Below are 21,972 nucleotides of genomic sequence, written 5' to 3'. Positions count from 1 at the left end.
CGCAGTGGCAATGGTTTTATAATCACGAACGTCCGAATATGGCGCTGAATGGCTACACGCCAATGCAGCATATTCAACGTATGACCTGATTCTACTTATCACCTCCGTTAAAAATGGGGGGATTACCCATAGAGTGATATCGCAAGAAGAATCTATAGGACTTGAAGAGCGCTGGCGTATTTCATCTTCTTTGAAGTGTAGAGGTATAGCTATAGCTTAAAGTGCTTCAATTCTAAACGGACCAGATGCTTCTACTAAATGGCATACCATTAGCTACAAGCTCGCCCAAAACCAGATTCGGGATGATAGGGGCATTGGTGCATATGTTATGCGTGTTTTTGAGCTTCGGTGATAGTGGGGGCATTATTGGGGGCATGTGATTATTCGAAATGTGAAATATTCATCTTTATCAGTAGTTTGTGAGTTTGGTTCCATTCCTATTATCGCACCAATAATTTCAATGGGTTAGGCGTGCTTAGTGCCTGGCTTATTTTCCATGTGGGACAGATTTGAGACAGACGCCAAAAAGAGCGTCAATCTGCTCAGCGTGCCCGGTCAGGTGGTTCGGTGCCAGGTGCGTATACCTGCGAACCATCTCGATTGATTCCCAGCCCCACATCTCTTGCAATACGGATATTGGCACTCCAGCCTGAATCAGCCAGCTCGCCCACCTATGCCGAAGATCGTGGCCTTGCAGACTTTGGCAACGCAAACAGAACCATACCTTCACAACACATATTGCGCTGGTAAGTAGACTTTAGTTATCTCCATATATTTTATAAACACAAAATTGATGCACACTTTGATATGTATTATTCTGTGCGTAATTAATTGTTCCTTGATGTACATTATACTGTCGTAAATTAAGCATACTTTTAGGTGGGTTATGGAACGCATCCTTGCAGAAAAATCTATCAACATCACCGAGTTAAGAAAGAACCCGGCGAAATATTTTATTGATGAACCGGTTGCTGTTCTCTCCAACAACCGTCCCGCTGGCTACATGGTCAGTGCCAAGGTGTTTGAAGAGCTAATCGATCTGTTGGAAGAAAAGCAGGGCCGGGTGCATACCGCTGCGCGATTCAGGCCAACGGCTGAACGTTTAAGCGATATTGCGGATAGCGGGCAGAAACTGCTGCAAAACGCTTCTGGCAAGGATCTGACCGAGTTCACGGAATGAGTGTCAGGATTTTCAAGTCAGCACTTATGCGCCAGCAACTAAGCCAACAAGAGCTTGATGATTTGGCGGCAGATTTTCTGTACTATAAAAAAGACGGCGTGTTGCCAGATACCTTTGGGCGTGATGCGCCCTATGATGATGACCGCACCTATCCCTTGGTAAAAGAAGAACAAGTGGCCCACATTCATCTTGCCGATGCGGATGCCCCTTTCCCGAAGTTTTTACGCCAGTTCAAACGAACCAGCGATCAGGCCCATTTGGTATACTGCCAAGGTGCGATGGATCCTGATGCCTACCTGCTGATTATCATCCTTAAACCCGAAGCGCATAAAATGGCTCGCAACAATAACCATATGCATAAGATCGGGATGATGGCCGAAGCGTTCAGGATGAAGCATTAAATTGGTCAAAAAACACCCTGTCATTTAGGGCAGAAAAACATATGGGGACATGTTGATAATTGAATCATAATATTATCAATGTGATATATGTCAGGTATTGTTCCTATTATCCACTTATACAAAAAATAATTAAAAAAAAAACAATAATTTGAAAAATTATTCGCTGCAAGGCAGCGATCTTTTTTTTAAGTTTTCAATGTCCAACAATTGCCACTATGGTTAACAGTGTTTATTCAAGGATGTTATCACGTAGCGGGTCTGTGGATGTAAAGCTAGAACAGATACACAGCGTGAACAGTCCTCTAGAACTGCTATTAACTCGAAGCTGATGATGCAGCCTACGTTTCCAAGTTATCCCGAAACAGATCGGTGACACGCATTTAAGCCCAATGCGTGGCTCTGTGAGCCACGTAAATAGGTGTTGAACGCGATATGCAGATTCTGTCAGTGCTTCACTCACATTCCGATAGGTACACGAGCACTCTGATAAGGTGTGAACCTTATGACAATCTGATGAAGTCTCTAAGCTTGTTGCTTATACTACTAATGGGGCTGAGTGCATTGTATAAAATCAGATCGCTGAGTAAAAAGCTGAATAAGTTTCTCATAAAGGACGTCGATGAAACACATTAAATTGGGCAAGTACGTGTTAATCTATCTTGCAGGGTTTCTAACCAGTTTTAGCGGGGTTTTAGATAGTTTAGTAAAAATTCCTTTGTCCTATGAGGAATTGAAGAAATCGTACGTCTACGATAATAAATTTTTAACGGGTCAATGGACAACAAACGCAGAATACTTGGCGAATAGTAGTGAGCTTGGATTAGATCCTTCACAACCAAAAATGACTCTGAGTATGAAGGTATTCGAGGACGGAAGCGCGAGCGGTGAAATGATGAGTGAAAAAATTTGTGACGCCTTACCGCTCACATGGAACATAAGACTTGAAGCCGACGCTCCAACATTTCGTGATTTCTTTTTTAATAGAAAGTTCTATTTGAAGCAGCTGCATAAGGGCAGAATACAAACTGTTGCAGAATTAGAGTTAGTCAATAAGGATAGAAAACACGGTTCAATGAAATTTAATGTTATTGGTGATGGCACCGGTGCATTACCTAAAAAAATAACGCTGGCTAAAAATCTTCCGCAGTATATATCTGACTTCAAAGAGTTATCTGATTATTGTGGAGAATCGCCGATACAATACTGGAAAGATTTTTATCCTAAGCGAGGAAAAAACATCCATAAATAGGGCATTGCTCCTTTGCTTTTCATTCTCGGAGATATCGAACATCCTGGAGTAAGAGCAGTACTTTTAGTGTGCTACAACTGTAAATAGGTAAATGCTGTTTTCGTATATGCAAAGTCGCTTCCTGCCCGATAACTCCTGTTCGTTGGGATTAGTCATCGTGGTTTTGCTTGCATGAGCAACCAACGACAGCAGGTTAAGTACAGAAATTAAGACATTCTTCATTTTCGTCATCCCCTACCTGTGGGAGCTTTCAGTTTACATGACATCCTCCCGTTGAAAATATCCCATGCTCTCTTATAGATTTGTCTGGCGTAGAGCGCACGCCAACAAGTTATTTAAAGCTTATCTGAGAAATATCAACTGGCTTCCTATCCCGACTCAGGGATTGCTGCCGGTAACGCCAATTTCATAAGTGATAATCTGGTGCTGGTAAGGGGAAGTGAAAATCTGTTGTTTTAACATTTTTGATGGCATAATTAAGGTATCGTAATTACTTGGATACCAAAATGTTCAAAAAAGAAATCCCCTTAGTAACCATCGCATTGATATTTTCCTATGCACTAGCGTATACTTTCCAAAAAGGAATGGCATCATTTTATGGTTTCCCATCGGATTTTATTGCAATTGATATTAACGTATTAGTTACATCTTTTTTTTCAGTGGCACTAATAGCAGTAGCCTTTCTAGGTTTATTACCTTTGGATATTTATAATCTTGAAATGACATTTTTTCGGTGGGTGGTTATTTTTGTTTTTATATGCTTACTCTCTTTCGTCCCATTTATTTTTTCTGCATCAGAGAGTTATGCTAAAATTCATCTTGAAAGAAGGTTGTACTTATCTATTATTGTTTTCTCTCTTTCCTTGGTTTTTTTGATTTCTGTTACGTATTATTGGATTAAGGGGGCGCGCATAGTTACATCGAGGAGAATTATAGTAGTAACTTTTTCAGCGGTATCGTTGTCTATGACTTTGGGGTGGATCTCTGCGTACTGGAACTCAACTATCTATTACGTAGGTGAAAATACGTATGTCATAACATCTTTTTCTGGTAAGTATGTTTTTGCTTCATGCAAAAAAGATAAAGCTGTATATCATATTGGTGATTTAGATAAATCCGTTAGTGTTGAAGCTGTTTCACGTAAGGTAAGTGATGAAATAAAAGTATGCTTAAACAACTCCGCTAACAATAGCTATTAACCTAATGGCCATAAAGTATCCTTCAAATTTTTGCTGTCCAGCACAGCCACGTTAAGGCCACCACGTGCAGCTGGTCAGTACGGCGGCTTGTCCGGTTCTCAAGGCTTAAATTAGCGAACATCTGCTTTAGACGATGGTTCTCGTCTTCCAGGTCTTTGGCCTTTTTAATATCACATGCTTCCATATCACCGTACTTAACCTTCCGGTTGTAGTAACGGGCTTCTGAAATTTCAGTTTCCCGGCAGACCTCCTTCACGGTTCTGATTGTTTCGACAGACTTCAGGAGGGTAATGATCTGGTGTTCAGTGAAACGGGCTTTGAGCGTGGTACTCTCCTTTGAGGCAAAGTGAGTATGTTGGAAGATCTCTAAATGTTGATGGCGCCATTATGCGGGATGGTTACACTTTGGATGGTCAAGTGACAGAAGCGGACATGCTAAAAAAATACCATGAGAACACTCTGCTTACCTATGTTATGCATAATAATTTTTAGATTATTAGTTAGTCTGATTTTAATTTTCCGGCTTTTACAAATATCTCACAGAGTGCTGTTGGGAGTATTGCACCACCATCGAACCTGCCATTATTTTGTCCAAGCCCCGCATTAACAAATGCAAGCAGAAGAGATTGCTCCATTCTTACAGACGCAGAAATATCACACGTCGAAAACGCAGCCAATGTAGGAATGTCAAACGCAGGAATACGTTCCAAAGCGACCAGCACACGGCGAAACTCAGAAAAACTAATCTCTTCACAGGCGAATGCCTTAAAAAAGTTTGCTGCCAACTCTGGCTTATCTTCACTCTCCATTCGATCGATTATTTCGATTATTCTTGCGCCAGCCTTTCCGGTAAATTTATCGTCCTCATTCAATTTATCGACCATAGCTTCTCGCTCGCTTTTCGAAAGCTCAGAAAATTGAGTCAAGAAACGAATGAGTTTCTCAGTGAATAGATAATCTCTTACAGAACCAACAGCATTAAATATCCCAACAGCAGTATTAACAAAAGGAATGTCTTTCAGAACGTCTGAGTCAATCAACATATCTAGTCCGTACTCAGCGTACTCCTTGCTAAGATTGACGACTGACTCTGATTTAATAGCACTTATCAATGCGGAACCGCGTTTGGTATCTTTTTCCATGTTTCCTCCGATGAGAATCAAGGCAGTCAATTTTGTTTAATTTAAGACGCCAACGAGGACAATGTTTAGGCGTCGAACATCATGAATGCGATAAATTCTATTTTACCTTATTAAGCATCGACTTTAAATCGACAAAGGGGCTATATCTAGCGACGTCCAAATGAACGCGACACATGGCCACGTTTTTGAGTTGTCCTGATCCCTTTGATTCATATAACGCGATACCAACATAGGAAGATATGTCCGCACCTCGCTCAGAGCGGACTGAGTACCTAACACCGACAGCAAGATATGCCAACTAGCGCCGGTAATCAGAAGCATGCTGTTACCGCGCGCCGTCATGTTGTAAGCGCCGTCTGTGAGGTCGGTCATGCTAATGTTCAAGGCTAGAATGTCAGGCAGGGATGCGCGCGAAGATAGCGAGTTTATTTCCGTAAGGATCACGCACATAGCTGACATAAAAATCATTGCCATATCTGGACCTGAACCCAGGCGCGCCTTCATTAGTACCTCCGTTCAAAAGCGCCGTTTGATGCAGCTTATCAACCATTTGCGAGGAGGCGACATCAAAAGCCAGCATCATGCCATTACCCTCGGTGGCTGGCAGACCATTAAATGGGACAGAAAGATAGAGGCTGGGTGAAAACGCTTTATCGGGATGACGGAAGGCCGGTAATGAATGCTCGGTGATGTATTCATATCCCATCGGACATAGCAGCGCTTTATAAAAACGCGTACTGACAGTAAGATCGTTTGAGCCAATATAAATATAATCCAGCATGGTTATTCCAGTTTTTGTTCTGTCCCTGAGGGCAGATTAATGACGGCTTAAGCCTATTTTAGTTGCAGTTGATACCTATGCGAAAATTCTCCTTTCGTGGCCACGGACGCTTATCCGGCAAAAAAGGACGGGTTTCACATCCGCAGCAGATTTGGCGCGATGTTGATACCCTTCTTGCACAGATGGGCACGGCGTTTCCCCAGCCAGAATGCATCTGCCGGGTCATTCAGACGGCGGCGTCTTTCGCTCGCCGCTGTCTGCCAGCAAGTCTTAAACCAAAGGCATAGTCTACGCAGGCATTGTGTTTTACACTTCACTGCAAAACTGAGTAGGTAACGATTGAGTAGGCGAAATGGCGATGAAAGGCACGATCACATCCTGGTTTAAAGACAAAGGCTTTGGCTTTATCAAAGATGAAAAAGGTGAAAACCGTTATTTTCATGTGATTAAAGTCACCAATCCCGACCTGATTAAGAAAGATGCCGCGGTGACTTTCGAACCCACTACCAATAACAAAGGGCTGTCCGCCTATGCGGTGAAAGTCTTGCCGGAGAGCAAATATATCTACATTGCGGGTGAGCGCCTTAAACTCACCGCGATCAAGTCTTATCTGGTTTACAGCGAAGAAGTGCCTGCCGATGGCCGTATCGATAAAGAAAATGCGGTACTGTCGGTGGGGGCGCTTATGGGAAATATCAGACCGAAATCAGCCGCCGTGCCTGGTGAAATGCGCTCGGTGAAAAAGCTGGCGATCACCACCTTTCAGGGAACGATATTAATTTTCTCGGAAGATGAGATCGATGTGGACGCCACGGTAAAACTGCTCAAGGTATGAAATAAATCAGGCAGGCTGTTTGCCGCAGCAGCGTTTTAGCCATTTCAGGCGCTGCTTTAAGAAAACAGCCAATCTGTACGCCAGCCCCGCCTGCGTCGTTCGCGTCTATTTCTTGTTGTTAAGTAATGACTTTAAATCAGCAAAGGGATTATAGGTGGCGGCGGCGACGTCTTTTTGCGCATCCTCCCCGGCCACAACGCTGGTGCCGTACTGGTCAGCCTCGGTGTACTTCGAGTGCTCGTGGTCGTGGCAAAACAGGCACAACAGCTCCCAGTTACTGCCATCCTCCGGATTATTGGTGTGGTCGTGATCGATATGGTGCGCCGTTAATTCGCGCAGGTTTGAATAAACAAACTCCCGCGAGCAGCGCCCGCAGACCCACGGATAGATTTTCAGTGCTTTTTCACGGTAGCCGCTTTCCAGTCGTCCGTAGTTTTTGGGGATTACTGCCATGGCCGATGTTACCTGTTATAGGAGGATAAAATTTCACAATAATGTTGCCAATATATCCCATAATCGCGCGCAAGGTGCAATGGAAGGGAAACGGGATATTTGTGTCAACCGAGAGGGAACCGGCGCTGGCCTCTGAGCTGTTGCCATTTACGCGCCAGCTGCGCCGGGAAAGCGGCAGCCCAGCCGTCTGTTTTTTGCTGTTTTGATACGGAATTTCCCGCTACGATCCAGCCTGCTATTGTTCTGATGGCTGGCCGCAAAGGGCAATAATCAGCTGTAGATTGCGCATGATGTGGAAGGGATCTTTCACCGGCAGCGCCACGACCTTATTCAGCGGCGCGCCGTAGCGGTCGCGGATTTGCGTCCATTCGCCGTGTTCGCGGTTCGGAAAGGTTTCCAGCACGTAGTCGGCGGTCTGCTGATAAAGAGAGAAAAATTCAGCGTTATCGCTGCGATCGGCCATCAGCAGCAGGGTATACAGGGCTTCGGAGTGTACCCACCAGATTTTGCTGCTCCAGGTTTCAGCAATCAGCGCTTCAAACGGGTCACCGCCCAGCAGCCGTCCGCTGGGTGGTGACCCGTCTGCCTGAACGTAGCGAAACAGGCCGCCGTAGGTTTTATCCCAGCCCATATGCCACATCATCGCGGTGATTTTTTCAATGGCGGGCAGGTATTTCCCGGTTTCGCCCAGTAACTGTGCGGTGTGCAAACAAAACCACATGTTCTCCAGCGTATGCCCCGGCGTTTTATGGCGCGCCAGCAGCGTATCGCTCAGTTCGGCAGAGACCTTCATTTCCAGCGGCATCAGCGTCTGCGGCTGGTGAAAGTCGCTAAACACGTGCGCCAGGCTGTGCCGGGCGATCGCCGTCAGCCGCGCCAGCGCCGGATGCTGGTGACGCTGCGCGTAACGCAGCAGTTCGCTAACGGTGCTGAGCATGATCATTTCATAGCCATACGGCTCGAATCCCGGCGGCGCAGGGTAGGGTTCGCTGCGCACCCGCCCCGATGACAGCCGCTGACGAACGTTGTCATACAGCGCTAAGGCCTGCTCAAAATACCGGCTCTCACCGGCGACAAACGCATACTCACATAGCCCGGCCACCACAAAACAGTCGGCATAAAAAGAGCTGTCGTATCCTTCTCCGGGAATCATTTCCAGCTTATTACCACGGCGATCGAGCAAAAATGCACAGTGGCCATTATCGAGAACGGCATGCGCCAGCAGAAAATCCGCTGTTTGCCGGGCATGCTCCAGCAGGGGGGCGGCGTCTCCCTGACATAATTCCGCCTGAATAAGCGCGGCCTGGCGGCTTTCATTCCACAGAAAGCGCCCCTGCGACCAGGTGAATTTATTGTCGCTTAGCAGGGTTGCGCCATCATTCCTAAAGCAGGTAAACACGCCGCCGTAGCTGGTATCCATTGCCCGCAGCCAGAATGGCAGAATATTTTGCTGCAGTTCCTGCAGCCAGAGTTGGTAGCAATGCGCGCGCTGTGCGGCGGTTAAACTCATCCTTATTACCCTCCGGCGTGACCCGGCGCGTGCGTCCGGGCTGTCGCCTGCAATGGTTCGATGTTGCTGCGCGCCAGTCGCGACGCGTCGCTATGACAACCGCTAAAGCATAGCGCAGCGGGACGTCGTCATGGGGGACATCTTCAGCGTTTTCCCACCCCCGTCACGGCGGCTGATGGGCGAACCGCCAGGATTTTAGCCTGCGGCCCGCGCCAAAGCGGTGTAGTTCCGCTGCCCGGCGTCAGCGGTTATTTTTTAGCTTGCATAGAAAATGTAGATGTGCGTTAATGCCGTGTTGGTCTGATTAGCAGACGGTTTCAAAGTTAGTTTTTTATTTCTCATCTATGTTAGTGCCGCCCTTAGCCTTTCTCTTTGAGTTTTATTCGAAATTTGATTTGTTTCTGCAACTCAGCCTCTATCGCCGAAAGGCTCATTGAAAAAGGTAATAATTATGTCTGATAAAATCACTGGCACCGTAAAATGGTTCAACGCTGAAAAAGGTTTTGGCTTCATCTCTCCTGAGAATGGCAGCAAAGACGTTTTCGTTCACTATTCCGCTATTCAAAGCAATGATTTTCGTACGCTTGACGAAGGCCAGCGCGTTGAGTTCTCAATTGAGAACGGCCCTAAAGGCCCGGCAGCAGCGAATGTAACAGGAATTTAAGATTATTTTAATTTTACAACATTTAAGATGTCCGCACTGTCATGGTTCACAGTACCGGACTTCTGCTTTTGATATTACTAAAGCGAATCCTTATGGTGCGAAATGTATTTTTTGCAAATCAATAATGGTTGCGCTTAAAGCCAGCTAGCTGGTGATTGAATTAAAAACTATGAGAAGGTTTAAATAAAAACCTTACAGGTTATCTTAGTTCTTGATATAGCATCGCCCCGGCGATGCTTTTTTTATGGCTGTTTGCCCGCGCGTCATCTGTTTGCGGGAGCGGAAAACCGCTCCCTGACTATCAGACTTTCGGGAAAATCCAGACGTGATTTTCTGGTAATGACAGGTGGCAATGCTGCGGATCCTGAACATCACTGCCATAGGCGCGGATAGCGAAGTCATCGCCTGACGTACGGAACAGGTATTCCCAGCGATCGCCAAGATACATGCTGGTCAGCAGCGGCAGCTCCAGCTGGTTTTCACCCGGACCATCGACCAGCGCAACGCGCTCTACGCGAATCACCGCCGTTGCTTGCTGGCCGTTTTGCACGCCTTCGCCAGCGCGTCCCCACAGCGCCCAGCCGTTACCTTCGATGCGCGCTCTGCCTTGGTGAATTTCCGTTATCTTGCCGTGCAAACGGTTGTTACTGCCCATAAACTCGGCGGTAAACAGGGTTTTCGGCGAGCCGTACATTTCCTGTGGCGTGCCCTGTTGCTCAATCTTTCCGTTGTTGAGTAGCAAAATGCGATCGGAAATCGCCATCGCCTCATTCTGGTCATGGGTAACCATCAGCGCAGAGAGACCCAGCTTAATAATCAGCTCGCGCAGAAAAACGCGCGCTTCTTCACGCAGTTTGGCATCCAGGTTAGACAGCGGTTCATCGAGCAGGATCACCGGCGGGTTATAGACCAGCGCCCGGCCAATCGCCACTCGCTGCTGCTGGCCGCCGGACAGCTGATGCGGATGGCGTTTGGCGAGATGTCCAAGACCGAGCTGATCGAGTACCTCCTGCACCCGCTGGCTTATCTCCTTTGCGGCGACTTTGCGCAGCTTCAGCGGGTAGGCGACGTTATCAAACACGGTTTTGTGCGGCCACAGCGCGTACGACTGAAATACCAGCCCGAGGTTACGCTCCTCGGCGGGGATCTCACTGCGCGGGCTGCCGTTGTAAACCGTATTTTTGCCGATGACAATCGAACCCTGGGTGGGCTTCTCCAGCCCGGCGACGGCGCGTAATAGCGTGGTCTTTCCGCTGCCAGACGGCCCTAATAAGGACACTACCTCGCCGCGCTGCAAATTCATCGAAACGCCTTTTAATACCGGGTTGTCACCGTAAGTTAAGTGCAGATTTTCGACCGATAATTCAATCATGTAATTTGACTCCGAAACGAAGGGCAATCCCCAGACCTAACACCACCAGCAGGATGTTAATAAACGACAGCGCGGCGACGATATCGATAGCGCCGGCGGCCCACAAAGAAACCAGCATCGAGCCAATGGTTTCGGTACCCGGAGAAAGCAGATAGACGCCGGTTGAATACTCGCGTTCAAAGATCAGGAACATCAGCAGCCATGAGCCAATCAGGCCGTAGCGTGAGAGTGGGATCGTCACGTGGCGGGTAATCTGTCCGCGCGTGGCGCCGGTGCTGCGCGCGGCTTCTTCCAGTTCCGGCCCTACCTGCAACAGCGTTGAGGAAATCAATCTTAGTCCGTAGGCCATCCATACCACGGTGTAGGCCAGCCAGACGCTGAAAATGGTACTGCGCAGCGATCGCAGCCAGACGATAAAGTGATCGCGCAGCCACTGCGACCAGGGAAGATCGGAAAGCCAGCCGGATTTCAGTGCGTTATCCAGCCACATCGGCAGGAACAGGAAAACCCAGAGAAACGCCAGGCCGGCGAGCAGGCCTGGCACCGCGCGCGGGACCAACACGCTGTAATCGAGAAAGCGGGTGGTATTGTCGGGCTTGCGGTGCATGGCGATGCCGACAAACAGATAGCAGACCACCGCTAACGCGCCGCCAATCACCCCGATGGACATTGAGTTGACGATCGCGCGCAGCAGGTTTGGCTGGGCCCAGATGGTGCGAAAGGTGCTGAGCGACAGCTCATCCCAGATGGAGACGCCAACGCCCCAGTTGGAGATAAACGCGCGTAGCGCCACGCCAATTAACGGCACGCCGATAGTGACGGTCAGCCATAACGCCACCACCGCGCCGGCTATCCAGCGCCATTTGCCCAGCGGCAGCGCCCGGGCCTGCGAAGCCTTGCCTTTAACGGTGACAAAGCGGTTAGCGGTACGCATCAGGCGGCGTTGCAGCGTGACCAGTGGAATGGTGATGCAAATCAGCACCACGGCAACCGCCGCCATCAGATGATAGGAGGGGGTGCCGAGGCGGTTGGTCAGCTGATACAGGTAGGTCGCCAGCACCATATTGCCTTCCGGATCGCCCAGCACCAGCATCAGACCGAACACTTCCAGTCCAAGGAAGAACAGCAACACCATGGCATACAGAATCGAGGGGCGCACCATCGGTAAGCTGACCGCGGTCATCACCTGCAGCGGCGATGCGCCGGCGACGCGTGCGGCTTCTTCGACATCTGAGCTGACGCTGCGCAGCGCTGAAGAGATATACAGATAGGCGTGGGGGACGTGGGTTAAACCGGCAATCACCACGATGCTCGACATGTCATAGATGTTCCAGGGGACGAAGCCAAGCAGTGATTGCGCCCATAGCGAGAAGAAGCCGACCGGCCCGGCGGCCACCACGTAGCCAAACCCCAGAACCATCGGCGAAACAAAGATCGGCACCAGGATCAGCGGCTCAATGATGCGCCTGCCCGGTAAATCGGTGCGCACCATCAGAAACGCCAGAATGCCGCCGAGCGGAATGGCGATGACCACCAGGCCGAATGCCAGGATAAAGCCGCTTTTAAGGGCTTTATAAAAATCGGGATCGGTAAATATGAAGCCGAAAGACTCCAGGCTCCACTCTTTGGAGGGCGCAAAGAACGGGGCGGATAAGAAACTTTGAATCACGATAAACGACAGGGGAGTGTAGATAACCAATGCCGTTATCAGCACCACAATGCCGCGCGGCAGGCTTTGCCACTTTCTGCGCAATGCATTCATATTGTGTTCCTGGTTTAGAGACCCAGAATGATGGAATCAGATAAGCGAAACCGGAGCGCGCCAACGGTTGGCGCCTCCGGCAACGAACTTATTTGGCAGCGGCGGCACGCCACTGTTTGATGTAATCCAGACGTTTTTTCGGCTGCAAGTATTCCAGCAGGGTTTCATCAACCGGAATCGGCTTCAGCGCTTTACCCAGCCGTTTGGTCATGCCGTCGATATCATTATTGCCTTCAATATCGTTGCGGATGGAGGGGATATCAGCCTGATTTGCCAGAATGCTTTGCCCTTTTTCAGATAATACGTAATCCAGCCACAGTTTGGCGGCGTTGCTGTTCTGCGCCTGTTGGCTAATAAAGGAAACCCGTGACAGCACCAGGGTGTAATCTTTCGGATAGGAAATGCCCAGTGACGGGTCGGTTTTGGCGCGGGCTTCGGCGTAGGAACCGAGGATGTTGAAACCAATCAGGTTCTCGCCGGAGGAAACCCTTTCCATCATGGTGCCGGTAGAAGACTGCACCGTTAAGCCACCTTTGGCGACGTCGGTCAGGGTTTTAAAGTAGTTGGGATCGGCTTTGGAATCCTGTACCGAAAGCATAAAGCCCAGGCCCGATTTTTCGATATCGTAAGTGGTTACTTTGCCTTTGAATTTGTCGGTCTGGCTGGCGATCAACTTCGCCAGGGCGGTGTGCGAATCGGGGACATCAGCGGCCGGAATCAGGCGTTTGTTATAGATAAACACCACCGGCTCGTAAGTGGTGCCATAAGCTTTGTCACTCCAGACCGCCCATTTTGGCAGCTGGCCCTGCTCCGGTGACTTGTACGGCTGGGCATAATCGGTTGCCAGCTTCAGCGCGGTGTCCATTGACGAGCTCCAGACCACGTCTCCGCTACCGCCGCCGGAAGCCTGTTCGCTAATATAACGGTTGTACAGCTCGGTGCTGTTCATATCGTTATATTCAACTTTAATGCCGGGGTAAGTCGACTCGAAGCCTTTGATCAGCGGGCCGGCGGCTTTAGTATCAGTGGTGGAGTACACCACCACTTTGCCTTCTTTTTTCGCCCCATCGACGACTTTTTGATAATCAGCGGGATAGCCTTGCGGTAAGGCAGACATTGCAGAGAAAGAGACCATAACGGCAGAGGTAATCAGCGAGATACGGAAGATGTTCGTCATTATTATTAACCTTTTAGTTACATTTACGGAACTAAGGGTCAACATAACCGATGGCTTTTCGCAGACAATAGGGCAGCAGATGTCATCTTGCCGAAGTGTGATTGTCGGCCTTTTTTCGGCAATTAACACCATTAAAACTACGAAAACGCAGCGGGCGGTGGTCGGTTTTACGACGGATCGTTTCCTTCGGTTGTTTTACGATACAGCCGCCGCGGATGGCCGATATTTCCGTAAAGCATTTCGACGCTGATAAAACCGGTTTCCACGCAGTATTCCAGATAGCGGCGGCCCGTGGTTTTGCTGATGCCAACTTCTTCTACGATTTGATCGACTGACCAGTTAACCTGCGGATTATTGGCAAAAAAGCGCTGGACGCGCTCCAGCGTGTTGGGCTCGATCCCTTTGCTGGACGGCGTCAGCGGTTTTTCGCCAGCGGGCAGATTAAACAGCCGATCGAGGGCGTGTTGATCAACCACCTTTACCTGGCGCATGGCGTGCATCAGCAGCATAAAGCGCTGTAGCGAAGCCTGCAGGCGATGGAAAAATACCGGCTTAATCAGGTAGTCGAACGCGCCGCTGCGCATCGCAAGGCTACAGGTTTGCATATCGCTGGCGGCGGTAATAAAAATCACCGAGCACTCAAAGCTTTTCAGCAGCGGGCTGGCGATAAGCTCAACGCCCTGACCATCCGGCAAATAGTTATCAAGCAGCACCAGCCGCGGCTGATGCTGGCGAATCAGCGTGCGGGCCTGCTCCAGCGTGGTGGCAATGCCAACCACGCGCAGATGAAAATTTTGCTCAATAAATTCACGGTGCAGCTCGGCAAGATGCGGTTCATCTTCCACAATGACAACATCAAGCGCCTGGGTGTTAGTCATGCTTTTGCCCTGATGAAATTGCAGTCGCGTAGGGGATAAACACCGAAAAAATGGTGCCTTGCGGCCGGTTGTCGGTTACTTCGATGCTGCCGCCAGCCTGGCTAACGTAGCCTGCCACCAGATACAGGCCGATACCGTGCGCTGAGCCGGCTATTTCGTCGTCGTTCGCCGGTTTACTGGTGAAGCCCTGTTCGAAGATATGTGATTTCATTGCGTCATCGACGCCGCAGCCCCGATCGGCAACTTCGATCAGCAGCTCCTGGTTACGGTCTGAAATATACACTTCCACCGACGCGCTGGCGGGCAGGGCTTTCAGCGTGGCATCCACGGCGTTATCCAGCAGGTTGCCAATGACCGACATCAGTTCGGTTTCGTTGATGCCGGGTGGCAGCCTGGTCAGGCGGCAGGCGGGATCAAACATCAGCTCAATGCCTTTTTCCCGCGCGCTGACGTATTTTCCCAGAAGCAGCCCGCACAGCGTCGGCGAGGTGAAATGCGCCGAGACAAAATCCAGCACTTTCTGCGCGCCTTCCGACTGCGCCTGAATGTAACGCATCGCATCGTCATAATGCTGCATTTGCAGCAGGCCGACGAGGGTTGCGGTCCAGTTCAGCTGCTCGTGGCGCATAATGCGCAGATTGTCTGCGTAATGCTTAACCTGGCTCAGCTGACTGCTGAGGGTATTGATATCGTTTTTATCGCGAAAGCTAAATACCCAGCCGCTTTCGCTACCCGGTTCCAGCTCAATGGCTACCCGGTTAACAATGACCTGCCGCTGATTAAGCACGGCGATCATATCGTGGCGGCCGCTATTATCCGGCGCCTCGTTCAAAGCAAAGAATCCCGGCGGCGTTTGCATCACTTCCACCAGCGGTTTGCCGATCAGCTGTTTCTCATCCTGACGAATATCCAGCAGCTCTCTTGCCGCGCGATTAATTAAAATCAGCTGTTTCTCTTCGTTAACGGCAAAAACGCCTTCATACATGGCTTCGAGCAGGGCTTTTTGTTGCAGAACCAGCAGCGCGATAGCTTTTGGCTCCAGCCGGAACATCTGTTTTTTAACGTTGCGGGTAAAGGTCCATGAGAAAATAAACAGCAGCAGCAATAATGCCAGGCCATATAAACCAGCCTGCCAGAGAATGCGGGCGTTAATATTGGCAATATAGGAAGTAAGATAGCCGACCGAGACGATGCCGATAACCCGGTGCTGAGCATCAAAGATTGCTGCTTTACTCCGTAATGAAACGCCGATCCCGCCCTGACGCACGGAAATAATGGTTTTGCCCTGCAGGACTTCAGCGTTATCACCGCCTATCATTGGCAGATTAAGACGTTCGGGTGATTCTGAGTGATATAAATGCTGCTCCTGCACGTCGCCAATGACAATATAACTGGCATCGCTTTGATCGCGCAGCGGCTGAATTAAATGGGCAATACCGGGAATATCCCGTGCCGCAACCCTCTCGGCCAGACCCGGCATTAAGGCGATTTCACTGGCCTGAACCCGTGCGCGCTGGCCCAGATCGTGATGGAGCTGCCTTTCCATAAAATGGAACAGGATAATGCCCAGCAGCGCCAGCAGCAGGGACGAAAATACCACCAGAGATAAAAATAGCTTTACCTGAAAAGGCAATCTGAGCGTCATATCACCTGCAGCAGAAAACCAGCGTGAATAATTATCTGAGCAGCCTACCATGTGATAATGATGCTGTGCGCCGGCAATCGCAGAGTTGTGAGCTGGCTACGCTCCCGGGGACATCGGCGGGTGGCGCATCGGGATGCAATGGCGCTAGCAAACCTTCAGCAGAGGGGAAATATTATCTGCCCGCTACGCATCAGCGATGCAAGCCCGCCCCCGATGATAACGGCAAGAAGAAATCGACGCCGCGCGCAGCTGACAAGGTTTACCCCCTGCGGGATGCCGCCAGCAGCGCGGCTGCGGCGGCGAATCGGACGGCGGTTTACCGTGAACTGCGGGCCGCCGGATTACAGAACGCCAATTTCGCGCGCCGTGCGATCCACGGCCTTTTGGGTTTTCTCCACCAGCTCTTCCAGCTCGCTGCGGTTAGCGATCAGCGCCGGGGCCATGATCATGCGTCCCAGGGTTGAGCGGATGATGACGCCTTCCTCAAAGCCAAGGGTGCGACAGCGCCACGCCAGCTCGTTTTCATTGGCGAAGCGTTTTCGCGTGGTTTTATCTTCGGTGAACTGCAGGGCCGCGACCAGACCCGCCCCCTGGATCTCGCCGACCAGCGGATGCTGGCTAAAAACCTCGCGCAGCAGGCTTTGCAGATAGGGTCCGCTGTCGTTTTTTACCTGCGGCACCAGCGCCTCATTTTGAATCGCCTGGATATTCGCAATCGCCACCGCGGCGGCAACGGGGTGGCCGGAGTAGGTCAAACCGTGGGCAAAGAGGCCGCCGCGCTCAACCAGCGCGTTAGCGATGCGTTTACTGAGCACCAGCCCGCCCATCGGCACGTAGCCTGAGGTCAGTCCTTTGGCGAGCGACAGGGTATCCGGCTCGAAGCCAAAGTGCTGGTGGGCAAACCATTCGCCGGTGCGGCCAAAGCCGCCGATCACCTCATCGGCGCAGAGTAAAACATCGTACTTGCGACAAATGCGCTGAATCTCTGGCCAGTAGCTTTCCGGGGGAAATATCATGCCGCCGGCGCCCTGGAAAGGCTCCGCAATAAATCCGGCCACGCGATCTGCGCCAAGTTCCAGGATTTTATCTTCCAGCTGCCGCGCGCACTGTAAGCCAAACTCTGCCGGAGAAAGGTCGCCGCCCTTCGCGTACCAGTAGGGCTCCTCAATGTGGGCAACGTCCGGGATCACCCCGCCCATCTCATGCATGAATTTCATGCCGCCCAGCGCGGAGGCTGCCAGCGTCGAACCGTGATAACCATTCCAGCGACCAATCATGATCTTTTTATCGGGCTTGCCCTCAACCTGCCAGAATTTGCGGACTGTCCTGATAAGCACTTCGTTCGTTTCAGAGCCGGAATTGGTATAAATCACGTGGCTGTAGTGGGCCGGCAGGAGGCTGAACAGCAGCTCGGATAGTTCGATAACCGGCGGGTGCGTGGTATGGAAAAACATATTGTAATAAGGCAGCTTGGCAAACTGCGCCGCCGCCGCTTGCGCCAGGTCCGCTCTGCCATAGCCGAGCTGGGTACACCACAAGCCGGACATGCCATCAAGGTAGCGTTTGCCTTCGTTATCCCACAGGTTCAGCCTGTCGCCACGCACGATCACCCGCGCGCCTTCCGCGTTTAACGCTTTCTGATCTAAAAAGGCGTGAATATGGTGGGCGGCATCGGCCTGCTGATAGTCCTGGGTACTGCGTTGACCGTTAATTGAATTTTGCATTGTCATATTCCTGATTATAAGCACTCATCGTGGCTTGTTTTCTGGTCGGTAACCGTTATGAACAGGTCATAAAGACCGGGATGCTACCGGCAGTTTAGGTCTTGCTTAATGCCGCGCTTTTTACGGACTTCATTTTAGACAGGTAATAATAAACCGGAGAGACGATGACCAATCCTATAATCCATGACAGGTCGGCACCGCCGAATGAAATGGCAACCGGGCCGGTATAAATCGAGGTAGACATAAAGGGAACCTCAACCATAATGCCCAGCGCATAGCAGAAAATGGCCGTCATATTAAAATAGCCATACTCCCCGCCATCTTTTTTGAAGAAAGACGCGACGTTATATTCGCCATGGGCCACCAGGTAATAATCGACGAGGTTTATTGCCGTCCACGGCACCAGGACATAGAGCAGGATGGTGATAAAGTTGGTGTAAATAACGAGGAAGTTCTCCTGACCATAAATGGCGAGGGTTATTTCCAGCATCATGGTGAAAATGGCCGTTATAATGCGGGCGCGCGCTTTGGGTGACCATCCGTCAATAAAGGTTTGTCCCAGCGTTAACGTGCAGAGCACGCCGCAGTACAGCATCATCGAGTTCGTTGCCGCGATGCCGAGGGCAAAGGCGATAATAACGATCGCGCCAAAGCTGCCGGTCAGCGTCATTATTCCGCCGATAATGTCATCGCCGCTAATGCAGCTGGCGACCAGCACGCCGAGCAGCATAGGAAGGTACGATCCCAGAATGCAGCCGGAATAGCTGGCGTAGAAGACGCTGCGATCGTTGGTGTTATAAGGCATATACCTCGAGTAATCAGAGACGTAAGGGGCATATGCCAGCTGCCAGAGCGCGGCGATAGACACTGCGCCGAGAAAGCCCACGCGGTTAAGCTCGCCGCGCTGGAAAAAGTCCGCCGGCAGTCCGTGGACAAAGATAATCCATATAAAGGTGGCGGCCAGAATAATGCCAGATATCCACGACATGATTCTGGCGTAGGAGTGAATAATTTTATAGCCGAAAATCGTGGCGAACAGGCTCAGCATACCAACAACAATAATGCCGATATCTGAATTCAGCGGACGATAAATCGCGTGTATTGACTGGCCGCCTAATACCAGACTGGATGCGGTAAAGCCGATGTACATCAGCACCACGATAGAGATAACTAACACCGATCCATAGGAGCCAAACTGGCCTTTGGTCTGCACCATTTGGGGCACGCCAAGCTTCGGACCCTGCGCCGAATGCAGCGCCATAAATAGCCCGCCAATCAGGCTACCGATAAAAAGCGCCAGCATTGCCCACAGGAAAGACAGATGGAAAATTGAGACTGACATCGCACCGGTAATAACCGTGAGCAGCATGATATTGGAACCAAACCAGATGGTGAATAAATCGCTGGCCTTACCATGGCGCATGTTTAAAGGGATCGGACGAATAGTATTGCTTTCAAGATTCTCAACAGGAACGGGTTGATGTTTAGTCATGATGCTCTCTCATTTTCCTAATCCACAAACGTTTAGGTTATTTATTCCAATGAGGAGTGCTTCCCTTAGCTCGTCATCGCCACATTACGACTGTCAATGTTGCAATTCTGTTGTGTTTTATAAATTAATAAAAATATTGCTAAGGCGTATAAAAAAAATCTATTTACACGGCGATAAAATTCACCTCCCAGTTTTTATGGTTTTATGTGCTTGTTTTGGTGTTTTTATCTTTCCGTGCAACTGCCATTGAGAATATTATTAGATAATAATGCTGGTTGTGATGCGATATGAAGGTGGATAGTCTTTCCTGAGGGTGATCGTCCGCTCACTATCTGGCCGGTTACGCTGGCTGAGAACGGTGCGAATTCGTGCGTCTGTTAACACTTTAAGATAATGGTTATTTATATGTTAAATATCGCCGCGCGGTAAGGCGTGAGCGCTTGCCTGCGGCGGCGCTTTGTTTACTGGCGGTTGCTAGCCGTCAGTTGAGCGGCTGAGGGTTTCCCAGGCGTCAATGTCAGCGGCCATCTGCTGCAGCTTTTCTCTGACCAGGGTGAGGGCGTCGCTGCCCAGCAGCAGAAATTCCGGCGGCTGCGGGCTATCAATGAGCTGTAACATCGCGCGCGCGGCTTTTAGCGGGTCGCCGGGCTGATGTCCGCTGCGTTTCTCGCGCGTTTCACGAATCGGCCCGAAGCTCAAATCGTAATCGCTGATGCTGCGCGGCGATCGCACCATCGAACGCCCGGCCCAGTCGGTACGAAACGATCCCGGTTGAATGGCGGTCACCGCGATGTTAAACGGCTTTAGCTCTTTGCTCAGGGTCTCGGATATGCCCTGCAAGGCAAACTTGCTGCCGCAATAATAGCTAATGCCGGGCAGGGTAATGAAGCCGCCCATTGAGGTGATATTCAGAATATGTCCGGCGCGACGGGTGCGAAAGTACGGCAGAAAGGCTTTGATGAGCGCCAGCGTGCCGAAAACGTTGACGTCGAACTGGCGCAGCGCATCCTCAAGCGGCGACTCTTCCATGATGCCTTCGTGACCGTAACCCGCGTTGTTAACCAGCACATCGACCGCCCCCACCTCCCGCTCAACTCTTTCGACCAGTGAGGCGGCACTGGCAAAATCGGTCAGGTCAAAGAGATAAGCGACGCTGCGACCCGGCGCCAGCGCTTCGAATTCCTCTTTCGCCTGCTGATTGCGCAGCGTACCCGCGACGCGGTGGCCGGCTTTCAGAGCCTCCTGCGCCAGCGCGCGTCCGAAGCCGCTGCTGACGCCGCTAATAAAAAACAGTTTGTCAGATTTCATTTAATTCCCCTCGCTAAGTTACAGGGGCAGGATAGGGGGAAGAGCAAAAAATCAGTAGCCCGGTTCCTCTGTAATCTTTGCCTGTTCCTATGAGCCATCTGGACGCATTTCGCCGCAGATGTCACACTCAGATCGCTTAGCCAGCGGCCCTGTTAACGGCAAACATCAACGTTGTTGTGCGCCCTGGCGGGCTTCGTGAAATGCGGCCGTTCGACCGCGTTAACCACTGTTTGCAGGGGCTTGTAATGGATACATCGTCAGTGATTGCCAGCCAGATGGTGGCGCTTTTGCATCAGCTGGCGCCGCGGGAAGGCTATAACCTGACGCCGCTGGCAGATGTGCGCTTTTTGCGATCTAATCGCCCGCTGATGCGCACGCCGGTGCTGTATGAACCGGGGATCGTTATCGTGGTGCAGGGCAGAAAGCGCGGGTTTTGGGGCGATGAAGTCTATTTATATGATGCCCGGCACTATCTGGCCGTGTCGGTTCCGGTGCCGTTTACGATGGAAACCGACGCCAGCGACGCCGAGCCGATGCTGGCAATCTATATCCGGCTGGATTTCAGCATGGCGGCGGAACTGATGTTGCAGCTGGGGGAAAGCGGGATAGCGACAGCGGCGCCAAAGAGTATGGTCTCCAGCCCAATGGATGATGCGATGAGCCGTTCAGTGCTGCGTTTTTTACAGGTGATGGCCGCGCCGCTGGACGCTGAGATGCTGGGACAGGCGATGCTGCGCGAACTTTATTACCGGGTGCTGACCGGCGCCCAGGGTCATGAGCTGCGCGCTGCGCTTAGCCTGCAGGGCCAGTTTGGCAAGGTCGCCAGGGCGCTGAAAAAACTCCACGCTGAGTATGACGCCCATCTGGATGTGGCCGCGTTGGCAAAAGAGGCCGGAATGAGCCTGCCAACTTTTCACAGCCACTTCAAAAGCGTAACAGACACCTCGCCGATGCAATACCTCAAGACTACCCGCCTGCATCAGGCCAGGCTGTTGATGCTGCGCAACGACCTTACCGCTTCTGCCGCCAGCGCGCAGGTCGGCTATGAAAGCGTTTCGCAGTTCAATCGCGAATTTAAACGCCTGTTTGGCCTGACGCCGGTCAATGAGGTTGCGCGTATGCGGCGCAACTTTGCCCTGCCGGCAGCCTCAGTTGCTTCCGGGTTTGTTTCTTCACATTGAAATAAAACGGCGTTACGCC

General features: G+C 50.8%; 20 protein-coding genes and 2 pseudogenes. 8 read left to right on the top strand and 14 right to left on the bottom strand.

The window, feature by feature from the left end; genetic code table 11:
* Positions 1-487: 487 nt before the first annotated feature.
* Positions 488-688, bottom strand: a pseudogene (locus tag BTJ39_RS19265) (tyrosine-type recombinase/integrase); the annotation flags it as partial.
* A gap of 198 nt (positions 689-886) precedes the next feature.
* On the opposite strand from BTJ39_RS19265, the gene yafN reads away from it, so the two are divergent.
* The 4 genes from yafN to BTJ39_RS24655 all read left to right on the top strand — a co-directional run bounded on the left by yafN (position 887) and on the right by BTJ39_RS24655 (position 4,029).
* Positions 887-1,180 (top strand): type I toxin-antitoxin system antitoxin YafN, encoded by a 294-nt coding sequence (gene yafN, locus BTJ39_RS19260; protein WP_078004342.1) that lies wholly within the window; start codon positions 887-889, stop codon positions 1,178-1,180.
* Entirely contained in the window at positions 1,177-1,581 is a 405-nt protein-coding gene (locus BTJ39_RS19255; RefSeq protein ID WP_078004341.1) for a type II toxin-antitoxin system YafO family toxin, read from the top strand. Before yafN ends, BTJ39_RS19255 begins: the two co-directional genes overlap by 4 nt.
* A gap of 619 nt (positions 1,582-2,200) precedes the next feature.
* Positions 2,201-2,830, top strand: a complete 630-nt coding sequence (locus BTJ39_RS19250; RefSeq protein WP_078004340.1) for a hypothetical protein — start codon at positions 2,201-2,203, stop codon at positions 2,828-2,830.
* Positions 2,831-3,336: 506 nt separating this feature from the next.
* The gene (locus BTJ39_RS24655) at positions 3,337-4,029 is read left to right on the top strand and encodes a hypothetical protein (RefSeq protein WP_139356384.1); all 693 of its coding nucleotides are present in this window, start codon (positions 3,337-3,339) and stop codon (positions 4,027-4,029) included.
* 91 nt (positions 4,030-4,120) lie between these two features.
* Here BTJ39_RS24655 and BTJ39_RS19245 read toward each other — a convergent pair.
* From BTJ39_RS19245 to BTJ39_RS19235, 3 genes and pseudogenes are all read right to left on the bottom strand, one after another.
* Positions 4,121-4,393: pseudogene (locus BTJ39_RS19245) on the bottom strand (transposase); the annotation flags it as partial.
* A 136-nt stretch (positions 4,394-4,529) separates the two neighbouring features.
* Positions 4,530-5,171, bottom strand: coding sequence for a hypothetical protein (locus BTJ39_RS19240; protein ID WP_078004339.1), 642 nt, complete (start codon positions 5,169-5,171; stop codon positions 4,530-4,532).
* Between the two features lie 394 nt (positions 5,172-5,565).
* Positions 5,566-5,952 (bottom strand): VOC family protein, encoded by a 387-nt coding sequence (locus BTJ39_RS19235; protein WP_078004338.1) that lies wholly within the window; start codon positions 5,950-5,952, stop codon positions 5,566-5,568.
* Positions 5,953-6,304: 352 nt separating this feature from the next.
* Here BTJ39_RS19235 and BTJ39_RS19230 point away from each other — a divergent pair, with 352 nt between their 5' ends.
* Entirely contained in the window at positions 6,305-6,787 is a 483-nt protein-coding gene (locus BTJ39_RS19230) for a cold shock domain-containing protein (RefSeq protein WP_078004337.1), read from the top strand.
* A 105-nt stretch (positions 6,788-6,892) separates the two neighbouring features.
* Here BTJ39_RS19230 and yajD read toward each other — a convergent pair whose 3' ends face one another.
* Together yajD and BTJ39_RS19220 are read right to left on the bottom strand one after the other, a co-directional pair.
* Positions 6,893-7,240, bottom strand: a complete 348-nt coding sequence (yajD, locus tag BTJ39_RS19225; protein ID WP_078004336.1) for an HNH nuclease YajD — start codon at positions 7,238-7,240, stop codon at positions 6,893-6,895.
* Positions 7,241-7,475: 235 nt separating this feature from the next.
* A complete protein-coding gene (locus BTJ39_RS19220) occupies positions 7,476-8,750 on the bottom strand; it encodes an AGE family epimerase/isomerase (protein WP_078004335.1) in 1,275 nt (424 codons plus the stop codon).
* A gap of 451 nt (positions 8,751-9,201) precedes the next feature.
* Here BTJ39_RS19220 and cspE point away from each other — a divergent pair, with 451 nt between their 5' ends.
* Both cspE and ymcF read left to right on the top strand, forming a co-directional pair.
* Positions 9,202-9,414, top strand: coding sequence for a transcription antiterminator/RNA stability regulator CspE (gene cspE, locus BTJ39_RS19215; protein WP_078004334.1), 213 nt, complete (start codon positions 9,202-9,204; stop codon positions 9,412-9,414).
* A 4-nt stretch (positions 9,415-9,418) separates the two neighbouring features.
* Positions 9,419-9,562: a cold shock small protein YmcF gene (gene ymcF / locus BTJ39_RS25190; RefSeq protein ID WP_422386052.1), complete on the top strand. Its 144-nt coding sequence runs from the start codon at positions 9,419-9,421 to the stop codon at positions 9,560-9,562.
* A gap of 153 nt (positions 9,563-9,715) precedes the next feature.
* Here ymcF and BTJ39_RS19210 read toward each other — a convergent pair whose 3' ends face one another.
* The 8 genes from BTJ39_RS19210 to BTJ39_RS19175 all read right to left on the bottom strand — a co-directional run bounded on the left by BTJ39_RS19210 (position 9,716) and on the right by BTJ39_RS19175 (position 20,772).
* Positions 9,716-10,786 (bottom strand): ABC transporter ATP-binding protein, encoded by a 1,071-nt coding sequence (locus BTJ39_RS19210; RefSeq protein WP_078004333.1) that lies wholly within the window; start codon positions 10,784-10,786, stop codon positions 9,716-9,718.
* Complete coding sequence (locus tag BTJ39_RS19205) at positions 10,779-12,548, bottom strand: ABC transporter permease (protein ID WP_078004332.1); 1,770 nt, start codon at positions 12,546-12,548, stop codon at positions 10,779-10,781. The genes BTJ39_RS19210 and BTJ39_RS19205 overlap by 8 nt, the downstream gene beginning before the upstream one ends.
* An 88-nt stretch (positions 12,549-12,636) precedes the next feature.
* On the bottom strand, positions 12,637-13,725 hold the full coding sequence (locus BTJ39_RS19200) for an ABC transporter substrate-binding protein (RefSeq protein WP_078004331.1): 1,089 nt from the start codon (positions 13,723-13,725) through the stop codon (positions 12,637-12,639).
* A gap of 167 nt (positions 13,726-13,892) precedes the next feature.
* Complete coding sequence (locus BTJ39_RS19195; protein WP_078004330.1) at positions 13,893-14,603, bottom strand: response regulator; 711 nt, start codon at positions 14,601-14,603, stop codon at positions 13,893-13,895.
* Entirely contained in the window at positions 14,596-16,248 is a 1,653-nt protein-coding gene (locus BTJ39_RS19190; protein WP_078004346.1) for an ATP-binding protein, read from the bottom strand. Before BTJ39_RS19190 ends, BTJ39_RS19195 begins: the two co-directional genes overlap by 8 nt.
* A 341-nt stretch (positions 16,249-16,589) precedes the next feature.
* Positions 16,590-17,972 (bottom strand): aspartate aminotransferase family protein, encoded by a 1,383-nt coding sequence (locus BTJ39_RS19185; RefSeq protein WP_078004329.1) that lies wholly within the window; start codon positions 17,970-17,972, stop codon positions 16,590-16,592.
* 94 nt (positions 17,973-18,066) lie between these two features.
* Positions 18,067-19,464: a purine-cytosine permease family protein gene (locus BTJ39_RS19180; protein ID WP_078004328.1), complete on the bottom strand. Its 1,398-nt coding sequence runs from the start codon at positions 19,462-19,464 to the stop codon at positions 18,067-18,069.
* A gap of 474 nt (positions 19,465-19,938) precedes the next feature.
* Positions 19,939-20,772 (bottom strand): oxidoreductase, encoded by an 834-nt coding sequence (locus BTJ39_RS19175; protein WP_078004327.1) that lies wholly within the window; start codon positions 20,770-20,772, stop codon positions 19,939-19,941.
* A 245-nt stretch (positions 20,773-21,017) separates the two neighbouring features.
* Between BTJ39_RS19175 and BTJ39_RS19170 the strand changes: the two genes are divergently transcribed.
* Positions 21,018-21,953, top strand: a complete 936-nt coding sequence (locus tag BTJ39_RS19170) for an AraC family transcriptional regulator (RefSeq protein ID WP_078004326.1) — start codon at positions 21,018-21,020, stop codon at positions 21,951-21,953.
* The last annotated feature ends 19 nt before the right edge of the window (positions 21,954-21,972 follow it).

The organism is Izhakiella australiensis (assembly GCF_002006995.1).
GTDB classification, from domain to species: domain Bacteria; phylum Pseudomonadota; class Gammaproteobacteria; order Enterobacterales; family Enterobacteriaceae; genus Izhakiella; species Izhakiella australiensis.
This window is presented reverse-complemented; position numbering and strand designations above follow the sequence as displayed.

Excerpts from the sequence above, each read along its gene's own strand:
- BTJ39_RS19185 (WP_078004329.1), bottom strand. The coding sequence starts at position 17,972 with ATGCAAAATTCAATTAACGGTCAACGCAGTACCCAGGACTATCAGCAG.
- BTJ39_RS19190 (WP_078004346.1), bottom strand. The coding sequence starts at position 16,248 with ATGACGCTCAGATTGCCTTTTCAGGTAAAGCTATTTTTATCTCTGGTG.
- BTJ39_RS19250 (WP_078004340.1), top strand. The coding sequence starts at position 2,201 with ATGAAACACATTAAATTGGGCAAGTACGTGTTAATCTATCTTGCAGGG.
- BTJ39_RS19230 (WP_078004337.1), top strand. The coding sequence starts at position 6,305 with ATGGCGATGAAAGGCACGATCACATCCTGGTTTAAAGACAAAGGCTTT.
- BTJ39_RS19180 (WP_078004328.1), bottom strand. The coding sequence starts at position 19,464 with ATGACTAAACATCAACCCGTTCCTGTTGAGAATCTTGAAAGCAATACT.
- BTJ39_RS19220 (WP_078004335.1), bottom strand. The coding sequence starts at position 8,750 with ATGAGTTTAACCGCCGCACAGCGCGCGCATTGCTACCAACTCTGGCTG.
- BTJ39_RS19210 (WP_078004333.1), bottom strand. The coding sequence starts at position 10,786 with ATGATTGAATTATCGGTCGAAAATCTGCACTTAACTTACGGTGACAAC.
- yafN (WP_078004342.1), top strand. The coding sequence starts at position 887 with ATGGAACGCATCCTTGCAGAAAAATCTATCAACATCACCGAGTTAAGA.
- BTJ39_RS19235 (WP_078004338.1), bottom strand. The coding sequence starts at position 5,952 with ATGCTGGATTATATTTATATTGGCTCAAACGATCTTACTGTCAGTACG.
- BTJ39_RS19195 (WP_078004330.1), bottom strand. The coding sequence starts at position 14,603 with ATGACTAACACCCAGGCGCTTGATGTTGTCATTGTGGAAGATGAACCG.
- BTJ39_RS19205 (WP_078004332.1), bottom strand. The coding sequence starts at position 12,548 with ATGAATGCATTGCGCAGAAAGTGGCAAAGCCTGCCGCGCGGCATTGTG.
- BTJ39_RS19175 (WP_078004327.1), bottom strand. The coding sequence starts at position 20,772 with ATGAAATCTGACAAACTGTTTTTTATTAGCGGCGTCAGCAGCGGCTTC.
- BTJ39_RS24655 (WP_139356384.1), top strand. The coding sequence starts at position 3,337 with ATGTTCAAAAAAGAAATCCCCTTAGTAACCATCGCATTGATATTTTCC.
- BTJ39_RS19240 (WP_078004339.1), bottom strand. The coding sequence starts at position 5,171 with ATGGAAAAAGATACCAAACGCGGTTCCGCATTGATAAGTGCTATTAAA.
- cspE (WP_078004334.1), top strand. The coding sequence starts at position 9,202 with ATGTCTGATAAAATCACTGGCACCGTAAAATGGTTCAACGCTGAAAAA.
- yajD (WP_078004336.1), bottom strand. The coding sequence starts at position 7,240 with ATGGCAGTAATCCCCAAAAACTACGGACGACTGGAAAGCGGCTACCGT.
- BTJ39_RS19200 (WP_078004331.1), bottom strand. The coding sequence starts at position 13,725 with ATGACGAACATCTTCCGTATCTCGCTGATTACCTCTGCCGTTATGGTC.
- BTJ39_RS19255 (WP_078004341.1), top strand. The coding sequence starts at position 1,177 with ATGAGTGTCAGGATTTTCAAGTCAGCACTTATGCGCCAGCAACTAAGC.
- BTJ39_RS19170 (WP_078004326.1), top strand. The coding sequence starts at position 21,018 with ATGGATACATCGTCAGTGATTGCCAGCCAGATGGTGGCGCTTTTGCAT.